The 17,032-nt window shown below is 74.5% G+C and carries 16 protein-coding genes and 2 pseudogenes; 5 read left to right on the top strand and 13 right to left on the bottom strand.

Features of this window, described 5'->3' with window-relative positions:
• Nucleotides 1-66: 66 nt before the first annotated feature.
• The 4 genes from B124_RS23775 to B124_RS23760 are packed head-to-tail and all read right to left on the bottom strand — an operon-like array spanning nucleotide 67 to nucleotide 4,914.
• Nucleotides 67-1,029: an AAA family ATPase gene (locus B124_RS23775; RefSeq protein WP_496504967.1), complete on the bottom strand. Its 963-nt coding sequence runs from the start codon at nucleotides 1,027-1,029 to the stop codon at nucleotides 67-69.
• Nucleotides 1,030-1,088: 59 nt separating this feature from the next.
• Entirely contained in the window at nucleotides 1,089-1,955 is an 867-nt protein-coding gene (locus B124_RS23770; protein WP_496504966.1) for an FAD binding domain-containing protein, read from the bottom strand.
• Nucleotides 1,952-4,399, bottom strand: coding sequence for a xanthine dehydrogenase family protein molybdopterin-binding subunit (locus tag B124_RS23765; RefSeq protein WP_496504965.1), 2,448 nt, complete (start codon nucleotides 4,397-4,399; stop codon nucleotides 1,952-1,954). The genes B124_RS23770 and B124_RS23765 overlap by 4 nt, the downstream gene beginning before the upstream one ends.
• Nucleotides 4,396-4,914, bottom strand: coding sequence for a (2Fe-2S)-binding protein (locus tag B124_RS23760; RefSeq protein WP_496504964.1), 519 nt, complete (start codon nucleotides 4,912-4,914; stop codon nucleotides 4,396-4,398). Before B124_RS23760 ends, B124_RS23765 begins: the two co-directional genes overlap by 4 nt.
• 278 nt (nucleotides 4,915-5,192) lie before the next feature.
• Between B124_RS23760 and B124_RS23755 the strand changes: the two genes are divergently transcribed.
• Nucleotides 5,193-5,561: a hypothetical protein gene (locus B124_RS23755; protein ID WP_496504963.1), complete on the top strand. Its 369-nt coding sequence runs from the start codon at nucleotides 5,193-5,195 to the stop codon at nucleotides 5,559-5,561.
• An 87-nt stretch (nucleotides 5,562-5,648) separates the two neighbouring features.
• On the opposite strand, the gene B124_RS23750 is transcribed toward B124_RS23755, so the two are convergent.
• Complete coding sequence (locus B124_RS23750; RefSeq protein ID WP_496504962.1) at nucleotides 5,649-6,929, bottom strand: sulfite oxidase; 1,281 nt, start codon at nucleotides 6,927-6,929, stop codon at nucleotides 5,649-5,651.
• Between the two features lie 213 nt (nucleotides 6,930-7,142).
• Between B124_RS23750 and B124_RS23745 the strand changes: the two genes are divergently transcribed.
• Both B124_RS23745 and B124_RS23740 read left to right on the top strand, forming a co-directional pair.
• Nucleotides 7,143-7,850 carry a hypothetical protein gene (locus tag B124_RS23745; RefSeq protein ID WP_496504961.1) on the top strand — a complete coding sequence of 236 codons (708 nt, stop codon included), beginning with the start codon at nucleotides 7,143-7,145 and terminating at the stop codon, nucleotides 7,848-7,850.
• Nucleotides 7,851-7,882: 32 nt separating this feature from the next.
• Nucleotides 7,883-8,647, top strand: a complete 765-nt coding sequence (locus B124_RS23740; protein WP_496504960.1) for a bestrophin-like domain — start codon at nucleotides 7,883-7,885, stop codon at nucleotides 8,645-8,647.
• A gap of 19 nt (nucleotides 8,648-8,666) precedes the next feature.
• On the opposite strand, the gene B124_RS23735 is transcribed toward B124_RS23740, so the two are convergent.
• From B124_RS23735 to B124_RS23705, 7 genes and pseudogenes are all read right to left on the bottom strand, one after another.
• Nucleotides 8,667-9,617, bottom strand: coding sequence for a beta-ketoacyl-ACP synthase III (locus tag B124_RS23735; RefSeq protein WP_496504959.1), 951 nt, complete (start codon nucleotides 9,615-9,617; stop codon nucleotides 8,667-8,669).
• Nucleotides 9,618-9,772: 155 nt separating this feature from the next.
• Nucleotides 9,773-10,624 carry a glycerophosphodiester phosphodiesterase gene (locus B124_RS23730; protein ID WP_496504958.1) on the bottom strand — a complete coding sequence of 284 codons (852 nt, stop codon included), beginning with the start codon at nucleotides 10,622-10,624 and terminating at the stop codon, nucleotides 9,773-9,775.
• A 72-nt stretch (nucleotides 10,625-10,696) separates the two neighbouring features.
• The gene (locus B124_RS23725) at nucleotides 10,697-10,984 is read right to left on the bottom strand and encodes a DUF6351 family protein (protein WP_496504991.1); all 288 of its coding nucleotides are present in this window, start codon (nucleotides 10,982-10,984) and stop codon (nucleotides 10,697-10,699) included.
• A pseudogene (locus B124_RS23720) lies at nucleotides 10,889-11,214 on the bottom strand (DUF6351 family protein); the annotation flags it as partial. The gene B124_RS23725 and the pseudogene B124_RS23720, both read right to left, overlap by 96 nt.
• A gap of 37 nt (nucleotides 11,215-11,251) precedes the next feature.
• Nucleotides 11,252-11,503: pseudogene (locus B124_RS23715) on the bottom strand (DUF6351 family protein); the annotation flags it as partial.
• A gap of 215 nt (nucleotides 11,504-11,718) precedes the next feature.
• Nucleotides 11,719-12,618, bottom strand: a complete 900-nt coding sequence (locus B124_RS23710) for a hypothetical protein (RefSeq protein ID WP_496504957.1) — start codon at nucleotides 12,616-12,618, stop codon at nucleotides 11,719-11,721.
• Nucleotides 12,619-12,713: 95 nt separating this feature from the next.
• Complete coding sequence (locus B124_RS23705) at nucleotides 12,714-13,898, bottom strand: ROK family transcriptional regulator (protein WP_496504956.1); 1,185 nt, start codon at nucleotides 13,896-13,898, stop codon at nucleotides 12,714-12,716.
• A gap of 196 nt (nucleotides 13,899-14,094) precedes the next feature.
• On the opposite strand from B124_RS23705, the gene B124_RS23700 reads away from it, so the two are divergent.
• Both B124_RS23700 and B124_RS23695 read left to right on the top strand, forming a co-directional pair.
• A complete protein-coding gene (locus B124_RS23700; protein ID WP_496504955.1) occupies nucleotides 14,095-14,421 on the top strand; it encodes a hypothetical protein in 327 nt (108 codons plus the stop codon).
• 84 nt (nucleotides 14,422-14,505) lie between these two features.
• Complete coding sequence (locus B124_RS23695; RefSeq protein ID WP_496504954.1) at nucleotides 14,506-15,675, top strand: endonuclease/exonuclease/phosphatase family protein; 1,170 nt, start codon at nucleotides 14,506-14,508, stop codon at nucleotides 15,673-15,675.
• Nucleotides 15,676-15,770: 95 nt separating this feature from the next.
• On the opposite strand, the gene B124_RS23690 is transcribed toward B124_RS23695, so the two are convergent.
• On the bottom strand, nucleotides 15,771-17,018 hold the full coding sequence (locus B124_RS23690) for an NAD(P)/FAD-dependent oxidoreductase (protein ID WP_496504953.1): 1,248 nt from the start codon (nucleotides 17,016-17,018) through the stop codon (nucleotides 15,771-15,773).
• Between the last annotated feature and the right edge of the window lie 14 nt (nucleotides 17,019-17,032).

The following is a 17,032-nucleotide window of genomic DNA, read 5'->3' as shown; positions in this document are numbered from 1 at the left end:
CCCGGCCCGTATCCCGGCCCGAGTCCCGGCCGGGTGCGTCCCGTCCCCGCTCCCCCGCCACCGCGCTCAGCTCCCCCGCGCCGCGGCGAGCAGCCCCCGCAGGTCCAGTCCGGCCCGCTCGGTGTCCTCGCGGTACTTCAGCACCGAGCCCAGTGTCGCCACCGCCAGGTCCGCGTCCAGCTCCGTCGCGCCGAGCGCCGCCAGCGCCTCCGCCCAGTCGATCGTCTCGGCCACCCCCGGCGGCTTGACCAGGTCCATGCCGCGCAACTCCTGCACCGCCGCGGTCACCTGCGCCGCGAGCCGCCGCGCCACCCGCGGGCGGCGGCTGCGGACGATCGCCAGTTCGCGGGCGTAGCCGGGGTGGGCGAACCAGTGGTAGAGGCAGCGCCGTTTGAGCGCGTCGTGGACCTCGCGGGTGCGGTTGGAGGTGAGCACGACCGCGGGCGGGGTCCCGGCCCGCAGCGTGCCCAGCTCGGGGATCGTCACCGCGTACTCCGACAGCAGCTCCAGCAGGAACGCCTCGAACTCGTCGTCCGCGCGGTCGATCTCGTCGATCAGCAGCACGCACGGGCTCGTCCGCAGGGCGCGCAGCAGCGGGCGGGCGACGAGGAACCGCTCGCCGTACAGCTCGTCCTCCAGCTTGCCCGCGTCCGTCACGCCCGCCGCCTGCGCCGCCCGCAGGTGCAGCAACTGGCGCGGGAAGTCCCAGTCGTAGAGCGCCTGGGAGGCGTCGATGCCCTCGTAGCACTGGAGCCGGATCAGCGGCGCGCCGAGGACGTCGGCCAGCGCGGCGGCGAGCGCGGTCTTGCCCGCGCCCGCCTCGCCCTCGCAGAACAGCGGGCGGTGCAGGGTCAGGGCGAGGTGGCAGGCGATGGCGAGGCCGTCGTCGGCGAGGTAGCCGGTCGCCTCCAGCCGCACCCGCAGGTCCTCTGCGGACGCGGGCCGCACGCTCTGCGGCGCCCGCGCGCCGCGGGCGCCGCCGTGCGGCCCGCGCCCCTCCGGCTCCCCCGCCGGCTCCGTATCCGCCACCGCGCTCGCCTCCCTTGGCCCCGGCCGCCCGGCCCCGGCCGCACCGCTTCTGCGGCCCGTCACGCCGGCCCGGCCGCCGCCAGCACCGCCCTGCGGGTGAGCACCCGGGCGAGGTGTGCGCGGTACGCGGCAGAACCCGACAGATCCGCCGCCGGACGGGTGCCCTCCGCCGCGGCGGACGCCGCCCGCGCGACCGACTCCGGTGTGACCTCAGCCCCGGCGAGCGCCGTCTCGACGGCCGCCGCCCGCACCGGTGTCGGGCCCATGCTGGTCAGCCCGATCCGCGCCTCGGCCACCCGGCCGTCGGCGCGCCGCACCGCGGCGGCCACGCCGACGACGGCCCACGCCTGCGCCGCCCGGCTGAACTTCTCGTAGTGAAAGCCCCAGCCGTCGTACTTCGGCACCCGGATCTCCGTCAGCAGCTCGCCCGGCCCGAGCGCCGAGGTCAGGTAGTCGGTGAAGAACTCCCGCGCCGGGACGGTCCGCCGGCCCGCAGGACCGGCCGCGGTCAGCTCCGCGTCCAGCGCGAGCGCCACCGCCGGCAGATCGGCGGCGGGGTCGGCGTGGGCCAGGGAGCCGCCGAGGGTGCCGCGGTGCCGGACGGCCGGGTCGGCGACGGTGGCGGTGGCCGCGACGAGCAGCGGGGCGTGGCGGCATACCAGCGGGTCGGCCAGCACGTCGTGGTGCGTGGTCAGCGCGCCGATGACGAGCGCGTCGCCGTCGTCCCGCACGCCGCTCAGCCCGGGGATCCGGCCGGCGTCCACGACGAGGTCGGGGAAGGCGAGCCGCATCCGCAGCAGCGGCAGCAGGCTCTGGCCGCCGGCGAGGACCTTGGCCTCGCGCCCGGCGTCCTCGGCACCGGCCAGCGCGCCGACCGCCTCGTCGACCGACTCGGGGCGTACGTAGTCGAACGCCGCGGGGATCACGCGTCGGCTCCCTTCTCCTGCTGCTGCTCCGGCTGCTGACCCGCCTGCTGACCCGCCTGTGCGTCCTGGATCGCCTGCCACACGCGCGCCGGCGTGCAGGGCATCCGCACGTCGGTGACGCCCAGCGGGCGCAGCGCGTCCACGACCGCGCCCACGACCGCAGGCGTCGAGGCGATCGTGCCGGCCTCGCCGACGCCTTTGACGCCCAGCGGGTTGGACGTGGCGGGGGTCTCGGTGCGGTCGGTGACGAAGTCGGGCAGGTCGGGGGCGGCCGGCACGTGGTAGTCGGCGAGGGTGCCGGAGACGAGGTTGCCGTCGTCGTCGTAGACGGCCTCCTCGTACAGCGCCTGGGCGATGCCCTGCGCCAGCCCGCCGTGCACCTGGCCCTCCACGATCAGCGGGTTGATGACCTTGCCGACGTCGTCCACGGCGACGTACGAGCGGATGCGGACCGCGCCCGTCTCGATGTCCACCTCGGCCGCGCACAGGTGAGTGCCGTGCGGATAGGAGAAGTTGTCCGGCTCCACGACGTGCCCCGCGTTGATCGTCGGCTCCATGCCGTCGGGCAGGTCGTGGCCGGTGAAGGTCGCGAAGGCGACCTCCTGGATCGTCTTGGTCGCCTCCGGCGAGCCGCGCACGGCGAACGTGCCCGCCGTGAACTCCAGGTCCTCCTCGCTCGCCTCCATCAGGTGGGCCGCGACCCGGCGCGCCTTGCCGACCACCTTCACCGCCGCCTCGTGCACGGCGACGCCGCCGACGACGAGCGAGCGCGAGCCGTAGGTGTCCATGCCCTGCGGCGCGACGCGGGTGTCGCCGTGGAGCACGTCCACGTCCTCGACGGGCACACCGAGCACGTCGGCGGCGATCTGGCTCCAGGTGGTGGCGTGCCCCTGGCCGTGGGGGCTGGTGCCGGTGATCACCTCGACCTTGCCGGTGGGCAGCATGCGGATGCTCGCCGCCTCCCAGCCGCCGGCCGAGTACCGCAGGTCGCGCAGCACCCGGCTGGGTGCCAGGCCGCACACCTCGGTGTACGTGGAGACGCCGATCCCGAGCCGCACGGTGTCGCCGCGCGCGTGGCGCTCGCGCTGCTCGGCGCGGAGCGCGTCGTAGCCGAAGTGGGCGAGAGCCTTGTCCGTGGCGGCCTCGTAGTCGCCGCTGTCGTAGATGAGGCCCGCGACCGAGGTGTACGGGAACTCGGTGTACCCGATCCAGTTGCGCCGGCGCAGCTCGACGGGGTCGAGGCCGAGTTCCGCGGCGAGTTCGTCCATGACGCGTTCGACGGCGTACGTGGCCTCGGGGCGGCCGGCGCCGCGGTAGGCGTCGGTGGGGGTCTTGGTGGTGAAGACGCCGGTGCAGTGGAAGGCGTAGGCGTCCATCTTGTAGATCCCCGGGTACATGAAGGCGCCGAGGATGGGGATGCCGGGGGTGACGAGCATGAGGTATGCGCCCATGTCCGCCAGCAGGTCGACCTTCATGCCCAGCAGCCGGCCCTCGCGGGTCGCGGCGACCTCGACGTCCTGGATCTGGTCGCGGCCGTGGTGGGTGGCGAGATAGCCCTCGGAGCGGGACTCGGTCCACTTCACCGGCCGGCCGAGCCGCTTGGCGACGACGAGGGCCAGGGCCTCCTCGGCGTACACCTGGAGCTTGGAGCCGAAGCCGCCGCCGACATCGGGGGCGACGACGCGGATCTTCTGCTCGGGGATGCCGGTGACGACGGCGAGCATCACGCGCAGGATGTGCGGGATCTGGGTGGCGGAGTACAGGGTGTACTCGTCGGCTCCGGTGGCCGCGGGGGCGGCGACGACCGCGCGGGGCTCCATGGCGTTGGGGATGAGGCGCTGCTGGACGTAGCGGCGGGTGACGACGACGTCGGCGCGGGCTCTGGCCGCGGCGTAGTCGCCGCTCGCCAGGGGCCAGTCGAAGCAGCGGTTGGTGCCCTTCCCGGCGTGGACGAGCGGGGCGCCGTCGGCGAGCGCGGCCTGCATGTCGAGGACGGGCGGCAGCGGGGTGTAGTCGACCTCGACGGCCTCCAGCGCGTCGGCCGCGGCGTAGCGGTCGCGGGCGACGACGACGGCGACGGGGTCGCCGGCGTGGCGTACCTCGTCGGCGGCCAGCGGCGGGTGGTCGGGGTGGACGATGTCCTCGGTGACCGGCCAGGCGCAGGGCAGGGAGCCCAGCTCGCCGTCGAGGTCGGCGGCGCCGAACGCGGCGACGACGCCGGGGCGTGCGCGTACGGCCGCGAGGTCGAGGCGGTCGATGCGGGCGTGCGCCATCGGGCTGCGCAGCACCGCCATGTGGAGCATGCCGGGCAGGGTGATGTTGTCGGTCCAGCTCGTCCGCCCGGTGACCAGGCGGGCGTCCTCCTTGCGCGGGTGGGAGCGGCCGACGGCGGGCTCAGCAGGCTCAGTGAGTTCAGCGGGCTCAGCGGGCTCAGTGGTGGTCATATCGCCGCCTCCCCGCCGGCGTCGGCGCCCCCGCTGGCGCCGGAACCGGCCTCCGCACCGGCCTCGGCCGCGGCGAGGACGGCGCGCACGATGTTCTGGTAGCCGGTGCAGCGGCAGAGGTTGCCCTCCAGGCCGTGCCTGACCTCCTCCGCCGTCGGATGCGGGTTGGCGCGCAGCAGGTCGCGGGCGGCGAGGATCATGCCGGGGGTGCAGTAGCCGCACTGCAGCCCGTGCTCCTCGTGGAAGGCCCGCTGCAGCGGATGCCACCGGCCGTCGGCGGCCAGCCCCTGGATGGTCGTCACCTCCGCCCCGTCCGCCTGAACGGCCAGCATGGAGCAGGATTTGACGCTCGCGCCGGCCACGTCGACCGTGCAGGCACCGCAGTTGCCGGTGTCACAGCCGACGGGTGTGCCGGTCAGGCCCAGGCGGTCGCGCAGATAGTGCACGAGGAGCAGGCGCGGCTCCACGTCGTCCTCGTAGGTCGTGCCGTCGACTGTGACCGAGATGCGCATCATGTGCCCTCCCCGGAACGGACGGGTCCGTGGCGCTGTGGTGTGCGTCACTGTAGGACCGCATCCGGGGCGTGGGAACCACACCGTCGTACACGGGAGTTGCCGGGGTTCCCCGGGCGGAACGTACTGCAGTTCGTCCGATGGTGCTCGTTTCGGCCGATCGGGTGGCAGTCGGGTGGCGCGCGGGGGGCGGTAGACGCGGCGAACCGATTCGCCTCCGGCGGCCCTTCTATGGTCGGGCCCGCACCAACCACCCTCGATCGTTTCCTGAAAGGCCCCTCATGAAGCTGCGCACCGCCTTCGGCGCCTGTCTCGCCGCCCTCGCCCTCGTGCTGCCGATGGCCGGACCCGCCCAGGCGGCCCAGGGCGACTTCCACTACGCGTACGTGGACGGCTTCGGCCAGGAGCGCCAGGTCGACCTGCACGACCCGGTCAGCGGCAAGTGCATCAACCTCTACGGCGTCGGCGACGACGAGGTGCCGCCCGGCTACCGCCCGCACAACGAGACCGACACCGCCGCGACCGTCTACGTCGGTGCGAACTGCACCGGCGCCGAGTGGCGGCTGCGCCCGCACGGCAGGCCGGCCAGGGACGACCTGGAGCTTCGCTCGGTGCGTTTCGACGCCCCGGAGGCCGCCGGCGTGCTCTGAGCCCCGGCGGATCCCACCGGGTGGCACCGGCACCCGGCGGGGGCCCGCGGGCCCGGTCGGATGCGTGCGGCCGGGCCCGCGGGCTTTTCAGGCGACCGTGACCGGGTGGCGGACGACCGCGTCGAAGAGGTAGCCCTGGTCGTTGTGGACGGTCGTCGGCGGCTGGGTCCTGCCGCGTACGTCGGTGGCGCGGGCGCGTACGTCGGCGGGGCCCGGCCGCTCCGGCCGCCAGGTGACCGACCAGCGCACCCAGCCGTCGGCGCGCGGGCCGTCGGAGAGTTCGGCGCGGCGCCAGGTGGCGCCGCCGTCGGTGCTGACCTCCACGGCGCGCACGCCGCCCGCGCCGGACCAGGAGCGGCCGGTCAGCCGGTGCGTCCGGCCGGCGGCAAGGACGGCGTTCCAGGGCAGTTCGAAGGCGCTCTTGAGGGTCTGCCGGCTGAGCGGTTCGCTCCCCTCGGGCGGGTAGGCGGGGCCGAAGAGGCGGTAGAAGTCGGTGTTCCACGGGGAGTACAGCGGCTCGGCGGAGACCTGCACGTCCCCGACCCACTTGATCGAGGCGATGCCGACCCACGACGGCGCGAGCACGCGCACCGGGTGCCCGTGGTCGGCGGGCAGCGGCTCGCCGTTCATCTCGTACGCGAGGATCACGTCGTCCAGCGCCTTGGCGATGGGCAGCGGGCGGCGCACGTGGCCGAGGTCCACCCCGTCGGCCACGTACGTCCCGTCCAGCCCGCTCGGCATCACGTCGACCGCGCGCCGGGTCAGGCCGGCCCGCCGCAGCACGTCGCCCAGGCGGACGCCGCGCCAGCGCGCGACGCCGATGGCGCCGAGGGTCCACGGGGTGCCGGAGACGGTCCCGCCCTGCTGGCTGGCGAAGAAGCTGCGGCCGTTGCCCGCGCACTCCACGAACGCGGACCGGGTCACGGCGGGCAGGGACTTCAGGTCGTCCAGCCCGAAGTCCGCCCCGCCGCGCAGTCCGTCGCCCCACACGCGCAGGCTCCAGTCGGCCGCGTCGAGTACGGGGGTGGCGGTGTGGTTGCGGACGAAGAAGCGGTCGGCGGGCGTGTGGTAGCCGGTGCCCCGCAGGGCGGGCCAGTTGGTCTCGGCGTTGGTGCCGCGGACCGTGAACAGCTCGGGCGGCAGCGGCTTGACGATGCCGGCGGCCCGGGGAGCGGCCGGCGCCGCCCCGGCGGGCGCCGCGCCGAGCGCGCCCAGGGCGCCGGCCCCGCCGGCGGCGGCGAAGAGCCGCAGCATGTCGCGCCGGGCGATACCCGGGGTGCGGGCGTCGCCGTCGAGCCACTGGCGCAGGCGGCGGCGGTCGTACGAGGTCTCGTCGGACGGCGGCGATGTCGGCATGACGCCGATCATCCGGCTGTCTGACCGCAGAACTCCATAGCCGGTTGATGAAAAATCCGTGAAACCACCCGGAGGGTGTGCGGGCGGCGGGGCGGCCCGCCCAGTGGCGAAACCGGGCGCGACAGACGAGCGTTCGTGCGAGGGGCGTGCGCGGCGGGCCGCTCCTGCGGGTGGATTGCGGGCGCGGCGGGCGTATCCGGCGCGGCGCTGAGCAGCTTCCCCGCCGTGACCCGGGAGAACACACCGCGCGCCGCGCGGCACGCCGTACGCGCCGCCGCGGTGCTGGCGGCGCTCGCCGCCGTCAGCCCGGCCGCCGGCGTCGGCATGTCGCCGGCCGCCGCCGAGGCACCGCGTTCCGCCGCCGCAGGGGGGTGGGTCCTGCCCGGCGACGGGTGCGTGCGCGTCGGCGTGGACCTGCCGCTGGAGGAGCTGGGGCGGATCGCACGGGAACGGGGCGTCGGGGAGGCGGTGTGGAAGGCGTGCCACCACCGGAAGCCGCCCACGCCGCCGCCCCCGACCCCGCCGACGCCCCCGACCCCGCCTACACCGCCCACGCCGCCCACGCCGCCCACGCCGTCGACCCCGCCGGCCCCGCCGGCCCCGCCGACGCCGGCTCCCCCGCCGCGGCCGACCCCCACGCCCGCGCCGCCCCCGCCGTCCCGTACGCCTGCACCGCCCGCACCGGCGCCCGCCCCGCCGGAGCCGGCCGCGCCCGTGCCGCCGACGCCCACCCCCTCGCCCGGCCGCACGCCGAGCCCCTCCCCCACCCCGACCCCGTCGCCCTCGCTGCGGCCCGTCTTCCACGAGCCGCCGCCCCGGGAAGTCGACGAGCGCACCTCACCCGTCACCAGAACGCTGCTGTTCGTCGCCCCCGCGATCCTCGCCGCCGCCGCGCTCGGTGGCTCCGGTTCCGCGGCCCGTAACCGCTCCTGACCGCCCCGCAGCCCGCCCGCCGGAGGCCGCCCGTGTCCGAATGGCTCATGCTCACCCTCGCGATGGCCACCGCCGTCGCGGTCGTCGTGCTCGTCACCCTCCTCCGGCACCGCCGCCCCGACGAGGAGTTCGACCCCGACGAGACCCCCGACGTCATCGAGTACATGACGATGATGATCGGGGTGGTCTACGCCATCGTGCTGGGCCTGGCGATCGCCGGCGTCTGGGAGGCCAAGGGCAGCGCGGAGGACGCGGTGCAGCGGGAGGCGTTCGCGCTGCACGAGGCCAGCGAGCGGCTCGCCGAGTACCCGGCCCCGGTGCGCGAGGAGATCCGCGCGGACATCGCGGCCTACGTCGGCTACGCGGCGCACGAGGAGTGGGAGGCGATGCAGGACGGCAAGGAGCTGAGCGAGCGCGGCGACGAGCTGCTGGACGACGTGCGCCGCGGGCTCTTCGCGTACGCGCCGGAGACCGACGCCGAGAACCGGGCGGCCTACGCGCTGGGCGACCAGATCGCGGAGGCCGAACAGGCGCGTAACGAGCGGGCGCTGAACTCGGGGCCCACGATGCCCTCGCTGGTGTGGTTCGGGCTGATCGCCGGCGGTGTGGTGGCCATCGGGATGGTCTTCGCGCTGCAGATCCAGCGCTCGGCCCGCGAGTTGATCCTCGCGGGGCTGCACAGCGGGCTGCTGGCGTTCCTGCTCTTCCTGGTCTGGGAGTTCGACCAGCCCTACGTCCGCGACTCGGCGGGCATGCTGGAGCCGTTCACCACGCTCTTCCCGAAGGCCGCCGGCTGACCGGCCCGCGGGTGACGGGCTACGGGCAGCGCACGATCTGGCCCGCGTACGACAGGTTGCCGCCGAAGCCGAAGAGCAGCACCGGCGCACCGGAGGGGACGTCGCCGCGCGCCACCAGCTTGGAGAACGCCAGCGGCACGCTCGCCGCCGAGGTGTTGCCCGACTCCGTGACGTCGGTGGCGACGATGGCCTGGGGCGCGCCGAGGCTGCGGGCGAGCGGCTCGATGATCCGCAGGTTCGCCTGGTGCAGCACGATCGCCGCGAGGTCGCCGGGGTCCACACCGCCGCGCTCGCAGACGCTGCGGGCGATCGGCGGGAGCTCCTTGATGGCCCAGCGGTAGACGGCCTGGCCCTCCTGCGCGAAGACCGCGGGCGAGCCCTCGATACGGACCGCGGGCCCCATCTCGGGCGCCGAACCCCACACGACGGGGCCGATGGCGCCCGCCTCGCCGGGGCCGGCCGCGGGGGCGACCACGGCGGCGCCGGCGCCGTCGCCGGTGAGCACGGCGGTCGAGCGGTCGTTCCAGTCGGTGACGCCGGTCAGCTTCTCCGCGGCGATGACCAGGGCGCGGGTCGCGGCACCGGCGCGGAGCGTGTGGTCGGCCTGGGCGAGGGCGTGGGAGAAGCCGGAGCAGGCGACGTTGACGTCGATGGCGGCGGGCGCGCGGATGCCGAGCCGCTCGGCGACGCGGGAGGCCATGTTCGGCACCCGGTGCTCGGCGGTGCAGGTGGCGACCATGACGAGGTCGATGTCCTCGGTCTTGGTGCCGGCGCCGGCCAGCGCCTTTGCGGCGGCGTGCGCGGCCATCATGTCCACGGTCTCGTCGTCGCCCGCGACGTGCCGGGTGCGGATGCCGACCCGGCTGCGGATCCACTCGTCGCTGGTGTCGACGAACTCGGCCAGGTCGTCGTTCGTCAGCACCTTCCCCGGCTGGTAGTGGCCGAGGGCGAGGATCCGCGATCCGGTCATGGGCCGCCTCCGCTGAGAGTGACTGGGCATACGGTGCCCCTTGAGTCTGCCGGGTGTGCCCCGGTGTTGGGCAGTGGAGAGCCATCAAAGCGACGGCGCGGGTCCTTGTCGGGATGTGCCATTGCCGCGCCGCCGCCTCGTGGTCCCGGCCGTCGCTACGTGAGGGACTGCGGGTAGTCGGTGATGATGCCGTCCACGCCGAGACCGGCCATCGTGCGCATCGCCCCGGGCTCGTCGACGGTCCAGACGTTGATGTCCATGCCCAGCTCGTGGACGCGGTCGACCAGGGCCTGGTCGGTGATGGTGTACTGCGGGTTGACCTGGTCGGCCCACTCGCTGAGCGCGACCAGCTCCGCCTCGGTGGGGCGGTCGGCGTCGAGGAAGCCGATGGGCACCTCGGGCATGAGGTTCTTGAAGCCCTGCGCGTCGTCCAGCTCGAAGGACTGCACGGCGAGCTGGTCTTCGGCGAGCGCGCGCTGCACGTAGCGCGGCTTGGACTCGAGCAGGTCGGCGAGGTCGGCGGGCAGGCTCGCGTCGTAGTGGGCGCACGGGCTGATCTCGGCGAGCAGGCCGGTCTTGTTCTCGACGAGGTCGATGACGCGCTCGACGGTGATGACCGGCTCACCCGCGTACTTGTCGGAGAACCAGGACCCGGCGTCCAGGACGCGCAGCTCGTCCCAGGTGAAGTCGGAGACGCGGTAGCTCGGCCGGCCCGGGTAGACCTCCTCGACGTCGGTGGTCCGCTCCATCGTGCAGTCGTGGAAGTTGACGAGCTTGCCGTCCTTCGTGCGCTGCACGTCGATCTCGACGAAGTCGGCGTCCTGACGGACCGCCAGCCGGGTCGCCGCGGCGGTGTTCTCGGGCGCAGTGCCCGAGGAGCCGCGGTGGGCGATGACGTCGGGCCCGGCGGTCGCGGCCTGGGCGGCGGACGCGCCGGCGAGGACGCCCGCGGCCGTCAGGGCCGCGAGGACGGGCGCCGCCCGCAGCAGGGATCTCACGAGCTTCACAATTGACCTTCGCTCTCGTGGTGTTGGTGGTGCTGCCGAGGCTGAAGACGTGACGTTAAAGAAGACGGACGATCACGTAAAGAGGGCGTGGTCGTGCCATGACGATGCTTGCCCGGCGGTGTCCGGAAGCTGCTGCCCTGTCCCGGGCCGGTCGTAGTCGCACACCCCGGTCGGGAAGGCGACCGCCAGCCGTGCCCACTGCCCGTCGCTGAAAGGCACCTGGCAGTCGGCCGGGTCCGGTGTCTTGAGCCCCCGGCGTTGAGCGACCGCAGCCCGTACTGGATCCCGGCATTGTCCAGGGGCCGCCGGGCGAACCCGGTCTGCGGATCCCGGCCGTAGACGTTGACCGCGTGGTCGCAGACCCCGCAGCGCACCCCTTCCGGGTTCTGGACCGGGTCGTAGCGCTGCTCGACCGGGACCGCGGAGCAGAGCTCCCGAGGGTCGGTCCGCCGGGCCGCGCTGGAGACGTCGGCCGTCGTGGCGTAGGTCAGAAAGCCGGTCACAGCACGCTTCTGCTCCTCGGTCCAGCCGGTCGTGCCGTTGAAATAGCGCTTCAGGAGGCGGGCGTCGGTGATGAGGTCGACCGTGCCGAAACCGACGTCCCGGTCTCCATCCGCAGGGGTGGTTCACCAGTGTCAGCCCGGCCCGCGGACGCGGCCGGCCCGGCGCGGCGACCACCACCTCGTTGGGGCCGTTGCGCAGGCCGGTCACCAGGCCGGTCAGCTCCAGGTCACGGCCGTCGGGGACGAACCGGTCCGCTACGTCGGTGCCGTTGACCAGGATGCGCACGTTGTCCAACGGCACCTCACGGGGCACCTCCACCCGGATCAGGGCGTGACCGCCGGTGACCGTATCCGCCCGGCCGGACAGGACGGACACGTGGAAGTCCGTGCCGGGGGAATCCGCGCTCGCCCCCGGAGTGAGGACAACCGTGGGCAACAGGACGGTGGCCAGGAGAATTGCGGCCCACCCCAGGAGTCGTATGGCTATGACAGGTGCTCCCTCACGCGCGCTGCGGTCACTCGGACGGGTCGTTCACGTTCGGGCCGCGGAGCGGGATCGTGTCCGCCAGCGCGGGGTCGCACGATGCGGTCCTATCTCCCGGGGCGGTACAGCCGCAGTTCGTGCGATTGATCGGCACGGGTGGTTTCGTAGTAGATGTGCCACTGTCCGTTCACGACCAGGGCGTCCACGTAGCGCACTGAGCCGGTGCCGTGGGGTGAGACAACCCAGGGCGCGTCCGGGGTGAGCTTGTGCCAGGCGGTGAGGCCGGTCGAGGTGGCCAGGCCGCACCGTTCCTCGTAGTTCTCGTTCGCACCCGCCGAGCCGTCGTAGAAGGCGAGGTTTCCGCCCGCGGTGGGCACGATGCTGTTGATCCGCACGGCGTACCCGTCCCACCCCTCGCCGACGTCGAGGACCTTGCCCTGCCAGGTGAACGAGCGGCCGTCGAGGCTGGTCGCCACCCCGGCGGCAGCGGTGGTCACGCCGACGTTGTAGATGTCGGCGGTGGCGTGCGCCCGCGCTCGTTCCTCCGGGTCGAAGGCCCGGCGTTCGGCGAAGCTGGCGAACAGGTGGACCACCGGACCCACACGCATCGTGTACGGATCCTTGACGCCTTCGGTGCCGGTCGTCTCGGCGGTGAGCACCGGCATGGCCTTGCGGACGTCAAAGCCGTCCAGGCGGTCGGACTCCACGAGGTCGATGCGCCACCGGTTGTCGGCCGGGTCGACGTAACTCAGGTAGAGCTGATAGCCCCCGGCGGTGGGCAGCAGGCTCATCCGCTCCATCGACGGAGTGTCCAGTTCCCCCTTCTCCACCGCCCACACGTCGTCGAACTCGACTCCGTCGTCGCTGACCGCCACCGCACAGCGCCATCCGCGGTCGCCGTCACGGTGGCCCCGGGGGCGCCGCTGCCGGTACGTCATCACGAACCGGCCGCGGGCAGGCTCGTACAGGATGCCCGGGCAGCCCGCCCAGTACCCGGGCTTTGCCACCTCCGGGCCCCTGACAACCGCGCTGTCCTCGACGTCGAGCGGCGGTAGCGGGGCGTGGACACGGTGGCTGGCGAGGTGGTTCACCTGGTTCCCTTTCACTGGCCGGCAGGTGGTTGATAGAAAAAGCGGTCCAATGCGACGGCGGCCCCGCCGGCGATACCTGCGTCCGGACCGAACGGAGAGCGTTCCACCCGGACGGCGTCGCGCAGTACGGGGAAGGCGTGCGCGCGCAGTGCTCTGCGGATGCGCTCGAGCGCCTGCTCGGGAATGTCGGCGAACAGCCCGCCCAGCAGGATGAGCTCCGGGTTGAGCAGGTTCACCAGGCTCGCCAGGGCGGGGGCGAGGTAGCCGACGAGTTCGTCGACGAGTTCGCCCGCCCGCCGGTCACCGTCGGCGGCTGCGGTCGCCAGCGCCACCAGGGGGTTCGGCGAGCGGATCCGGGCCGCGGCGAGTACGCCGTCTGGATCCAGCGAGGCCGCGAGCTCGACCCGCTCGGTCAGCCGCGCTTCGGACAGAACCGTCTCCAGGCAACCACGGGCACCGCAGACACACAGACGCCCCTTCTCCACGACCTGGAGGTGGCCGAGTTCGCTTCCGCCGTGCACTCCGCCGCGAAACGGCTCGCCCTGCATGACCAGGCCGGCGCCGATGCCCGTGCTCAGGTACACGTACGCCAGATGCCGCGTACCGCGGCCCGCGCCGTATCGCGCCTCGGCCAGCGCCATGGACCGCACGTTGTGATCGATGGTCACCGGCACGCCCAGCGCGGCCTCGAGCCGGCCCGCGACGTCCACGTCGGCCCACCCGAGGTTGAGCGACATCACCGGGCGGCGCTGCTCCGCGTCCACCGTGGAGGGGATGGCGACTCCGACGGCGAGCAACCCGCGGTCGCGGCCGGCCCTGCCGAGCAACCGCCTGATCCTCGTCGCGATGTCGGCGAGCACCTGCTGAGGTGGGTCGTCGACATCGAAGTCGAAGGTGCTCCGATGGGTGATCCGGGCGCGCAGGTCGGTGATGCCGATACGCACCTGCCCGACGCCGACCTGCACACCGCAGACCGCGAACGCGTCGTCGGCCAGGTCGATGCCGGTGGCGGGGCGTCCCACCCGCGCGGGACCGGACACCGCACCCTCGGTGACCCAGCCCTGCTCCAGCAGCCGGGCGACGATGCGGGTGAGCGAGGTCGTGGAGAGGCCCGACAGCCTGGCCAGCTCGGCTCGGGAGGTCGGGCCCTTGTCCCGCAACAGCCGCAGCACTATGGCCTGGCTCGGCCCACCCACCCCTGCGGCTGATTTAATATTCACACTTCGAAAATTATTCGTCGTGTGCTCCGGCGTCAAGAGGCAGTCACGGCCTCACCTCAACCCCATTGACCCCTGTTGGTGGTCTGGATATGTATCGCAACGTTGGTAATGAAGCGACCGCCGCCGAGGAGAGGCCGGCTCCGGCCACCCGCCGAACAAGGAGGACCGTGTCGTGGCACACAGACCGCACCCCTTTCACAGGGAACTGTCCCGCCGCAGGTTGCTCGGGCGCACCGGGGCAGCGTTGACCGGCGCATGGCTGGGCGGGCTGTCCGCGTCCCCGGCGGGCGCGGCGGGCGCGAACGACTTCGCCGGTGTGCGCGCCCGGTGGCGGCAGATGCTGACCGGCGGGGACCGGCTCGACCTGTCGCTGCCCCGCGTGCGTGCGGTGCTCGACAGCCTCGACAGCGAGCGACCTCGGCCAGCACCCGCCGCAGGGCCCGGCGGCCAACCCGCAGTTCCGCTCAGCGAACTGCTGGTCGCGGTGCCGGAGCAATGACGGTGCTTGCCCGCCGGTGTCCCGGATGCTGGGATGCGGTGGGCGCGTACGGGGTGGACGGCAGCGCGCCGGAGAGGCGGAGCGATGCGGGGCATACGGTGCGGCCGGCGGCTGGGCGGGATGGTGGCGCTGACCGTGCTGGTCACGACGCTGGGAGCGGGGTGCGGTACAGCGGGCCGGCAAGGGCCGGACGCGGCGGACGGGCGGCGGGAGCACGAGGTGCAGGGCACGGAGCGGGCGCGGGAGGCACGCGGGGACGGCGGCGGGCGCGGGGCGCGCGCCGTGGGCGTGGCCACGTACAACGTCTACCTCGGCGCCGACCTGAAGCCCCTGTTCTCCGCGGGCAGCCAGGCGGAGCTGGCCGCACGCGCCGGCGAGGTGTACGCGGCGATGGAGGCGACGGACTTCCGCGAGCGCGCGGCGGCGATCGCCCGGCTGCTGGCGGCACGCGGGCCCGAGGTCGTGGCGCTGCAGGAGGTGGCCCGCTGGGAGAGGGGGCCGGCCGGCGGTGAGCTGACGGTCCGTTACGACTTCCTGCGCCTGCTGCTCGACGAGCTGGCCGCCCGCGGCACCCCCTACCGGGCCGTCGCCGCGAACGACAACTTCACCGGCCGCATGCCCGTCTCTGCCACCGAGGAGGCGCGGTTCACCGACCGGGACGTGATCGTCGTACGCGACGGGCTGCCCGCCGCCCGGCTGCGTACCTCGCACGCCGCCTCCGCGGCGTACGAGGCGAAGGCCGTCCTGCCCTCCCGCATCCCGGGGCTCACCTTCGAGGTGCCGCGCGGCTGGTCGGCGGTGGACGTCACGGTGCCCGGCGGGACCTTCCGATGCGCCAGCACCCACCTGGAGGCGTTCGGCAGCCCCGACGTGCGCGCCGCCCAGGCCCGCGAACTCGCCGCCGCGTTCGCCGGCTCGCCCCACCCCGTCGTCCTGGCCGGCGACTTCAACTCCCGGCCCACGGACGCCGAGGGCGCCTACGGGATCCTCGCCGAGGCGGGCTACGCCGACGCCTGGACCGCGGCGGGCGGCGATCCGCAGGGCGGCTGGACGGCGGGGCAGAGCGGGTCGCTGCTGGGTGCGGACGCGCTTTCCCACCGCATCGACCACGTGCTGTACCGGCCCGGCGGCGTGCGGGCGGACACCGCGGAGGTGATCGGCGACCGGGAGGCCGACCGCTCCGCCCCGACGGGGTACTGGCCGTCGGACCACGCGGGCGTCGTCACCGGACTCCGGCTCGGCGCCGGGCGGTAGCGGCGCGTCCCGGCCCGCGCCCCGAGGGTGCTGCGGCCCGCCGGGGCCGGTGGGACGAGACCCGGCCGCCTTCGCGTGGCGCGGGCGCCGGTCCGTCAGAGGCCGACGTGCACCGGCCCGCCGCGCCGGTCGGTGCCCGCGGCCAGGCGCCACGGGACGCGGAAGACCCGGCCGGGCGAGGCGGGCCACGGCAGCGTGCGGCGGCCGAGCACCCGGCCGTCCTGACGCACCGTCACCCGCGGTAGGCGGACCAGCTCACCGGACCACAGCAGCAGCCGGCCCCGGGGCGGCGGCGGGTCGCCGGGGCGCAGCAGCCCGGGGGCCACCCAGCGGAACGGGGCGTCGGCGATCAGCGGGACGCCGGGTCCGGGAGCCGCCTGCTGCCCGGCGAGCGCCAGGAGCACCTGGTGCGCGACGTGCCGCCCGTCGAGCGCGGCGCCGTCGGCGGTGTCGGCGGGGTGCAGCACGTTGCCGGCCGCGAACACCCCGGACGCGCTGGTGCGCAGCGCGGTGTCGGTGAGCGGGGCGGCGCTGCCGGGGGCGAGGTCGAGGCCCGCGGTGCGGGCGAGTTCGTGGTCGGGGACCCAGTCGCCGGTGAGGATGAGGGTGTCGCAGGCCACGGTGGTGCGCCGCCCGGTGTCCAGGTGCTCGATCTCGACGCCGGTCAGCCGGCCGCGGCCGGTGATCCGCACGACGCGGGTGCGGGTGGCGACGGGCACGCCGAGCGCCAGCCGCCCGGGGTGGGTGAACGCGGCGTACGACTCGGGCACGGCGTGCTCCGTCGTCATCAGCGCCGTCCGGCAGCCCGCGGAGCGCAGCGTGAGCACCGCCGACCAGCTCACGAGTTCGGCGCCGACGACGACCGCGCGCCGGCCGGGCGCACGGCCGTGCAGGTGGACCAGGTTCTGCAGCCGGCCGGTGGTCAGCACGCCCGCGGGCCGGTCGCCGGGGATGAGCCGGGCGGGGCGGGGGCGCTCGCGGGCGCCGGTGGCGAGCACCACGGCGCGGGCCTCGACGCGCAGCAGCCCCTGCGGCGTGGTGACGTCCAGGGTGCGGTCGCCGGCCCAGCCGGTGACGGTGGCCTCGGTGCGGATCTCGGCGCCGGCGGCGGCGGCGCGCTCGGCCAGCGTGCGGGCGTAGGCGGGGCCGGTGAGGACGCGGTGCAGGTCGCGCAGGCCGTAGCCGGTGTGGTCGCTGTGCCGGGGGATGCCGCCGGGGGCGCCCGCGCGGTCGAGTACGAGGACCCGGCCGGGCGGCAGCCGCGGGGCGAGCCGGGCGGCGGCGGTCAGCCCGGCGGGGCCGGCGCCGACCACGACGACATCGGGGGTGAGGGTGGTGCTCATCGGCCAGGCTCCGC

This window comes from Streptomyces sp. CNP082, from assembly GCF_059570535.1.
This window is presented reverse-complemented; position numbering and strand designations above follow the sequence as displayed.

What these genes read in the sequence shown, in the direction of transcription:
- B124_RS23695 (WP_496504954.1), top strand. Translation starts at nt 14,506, where the DNA reads ATGCGGGGCATACGGTGCGGCCGGCGGCTGGGCGGGATGGTGGCGCTG.
- B124_RS23760 (WP_496504964.1), bottom strand. Translation starts at nt 4,914, where the DNA reads ATGATGCGCATCTCGGTCACAGTCGACGGCACGACCTACGAGGACGAC.
- B124_RS23765 (WP_496504965.1), bottom strand. Translation starts at nt 4,399, where the DNA reads ATGACCACCACTGAGCCCGCTGAGCCCGCTGAACTCACTGAGCCTGCT.
- B124_RS23750 (WP_496504962.1), bottom strand. Translation starts at nt 6,929, where the DNA reads ATGATCGGCGTCATGCCGACATCGCCGCCGTCCGACGAGACCTCGTAC.
- B124_RS23735 (WP_496504959.1), bottom strand. Translation starts at nt 9,617, where the DNA reads ATGACCGGATCGCGGATCCTCGCCCTCGGCCACTACCAGCCGGGGAAG.
- B124_RS23690 (WP_496504953.1), bottom strand. Translation starts at nt 17,018, where the DNA reads ATGAGCACCACCCTCACCCCCGATGTCGTCGTGGTCGGCGCCGGCCCC.
- B124_RS23755 (WP_496504963.1), top strand. Translation starts at nt 5,193, where the DNA reads ATGAAGCTGCGCACCGCCTTCGGCGCCTGTCTCGCCGCCCTCGCCCTC.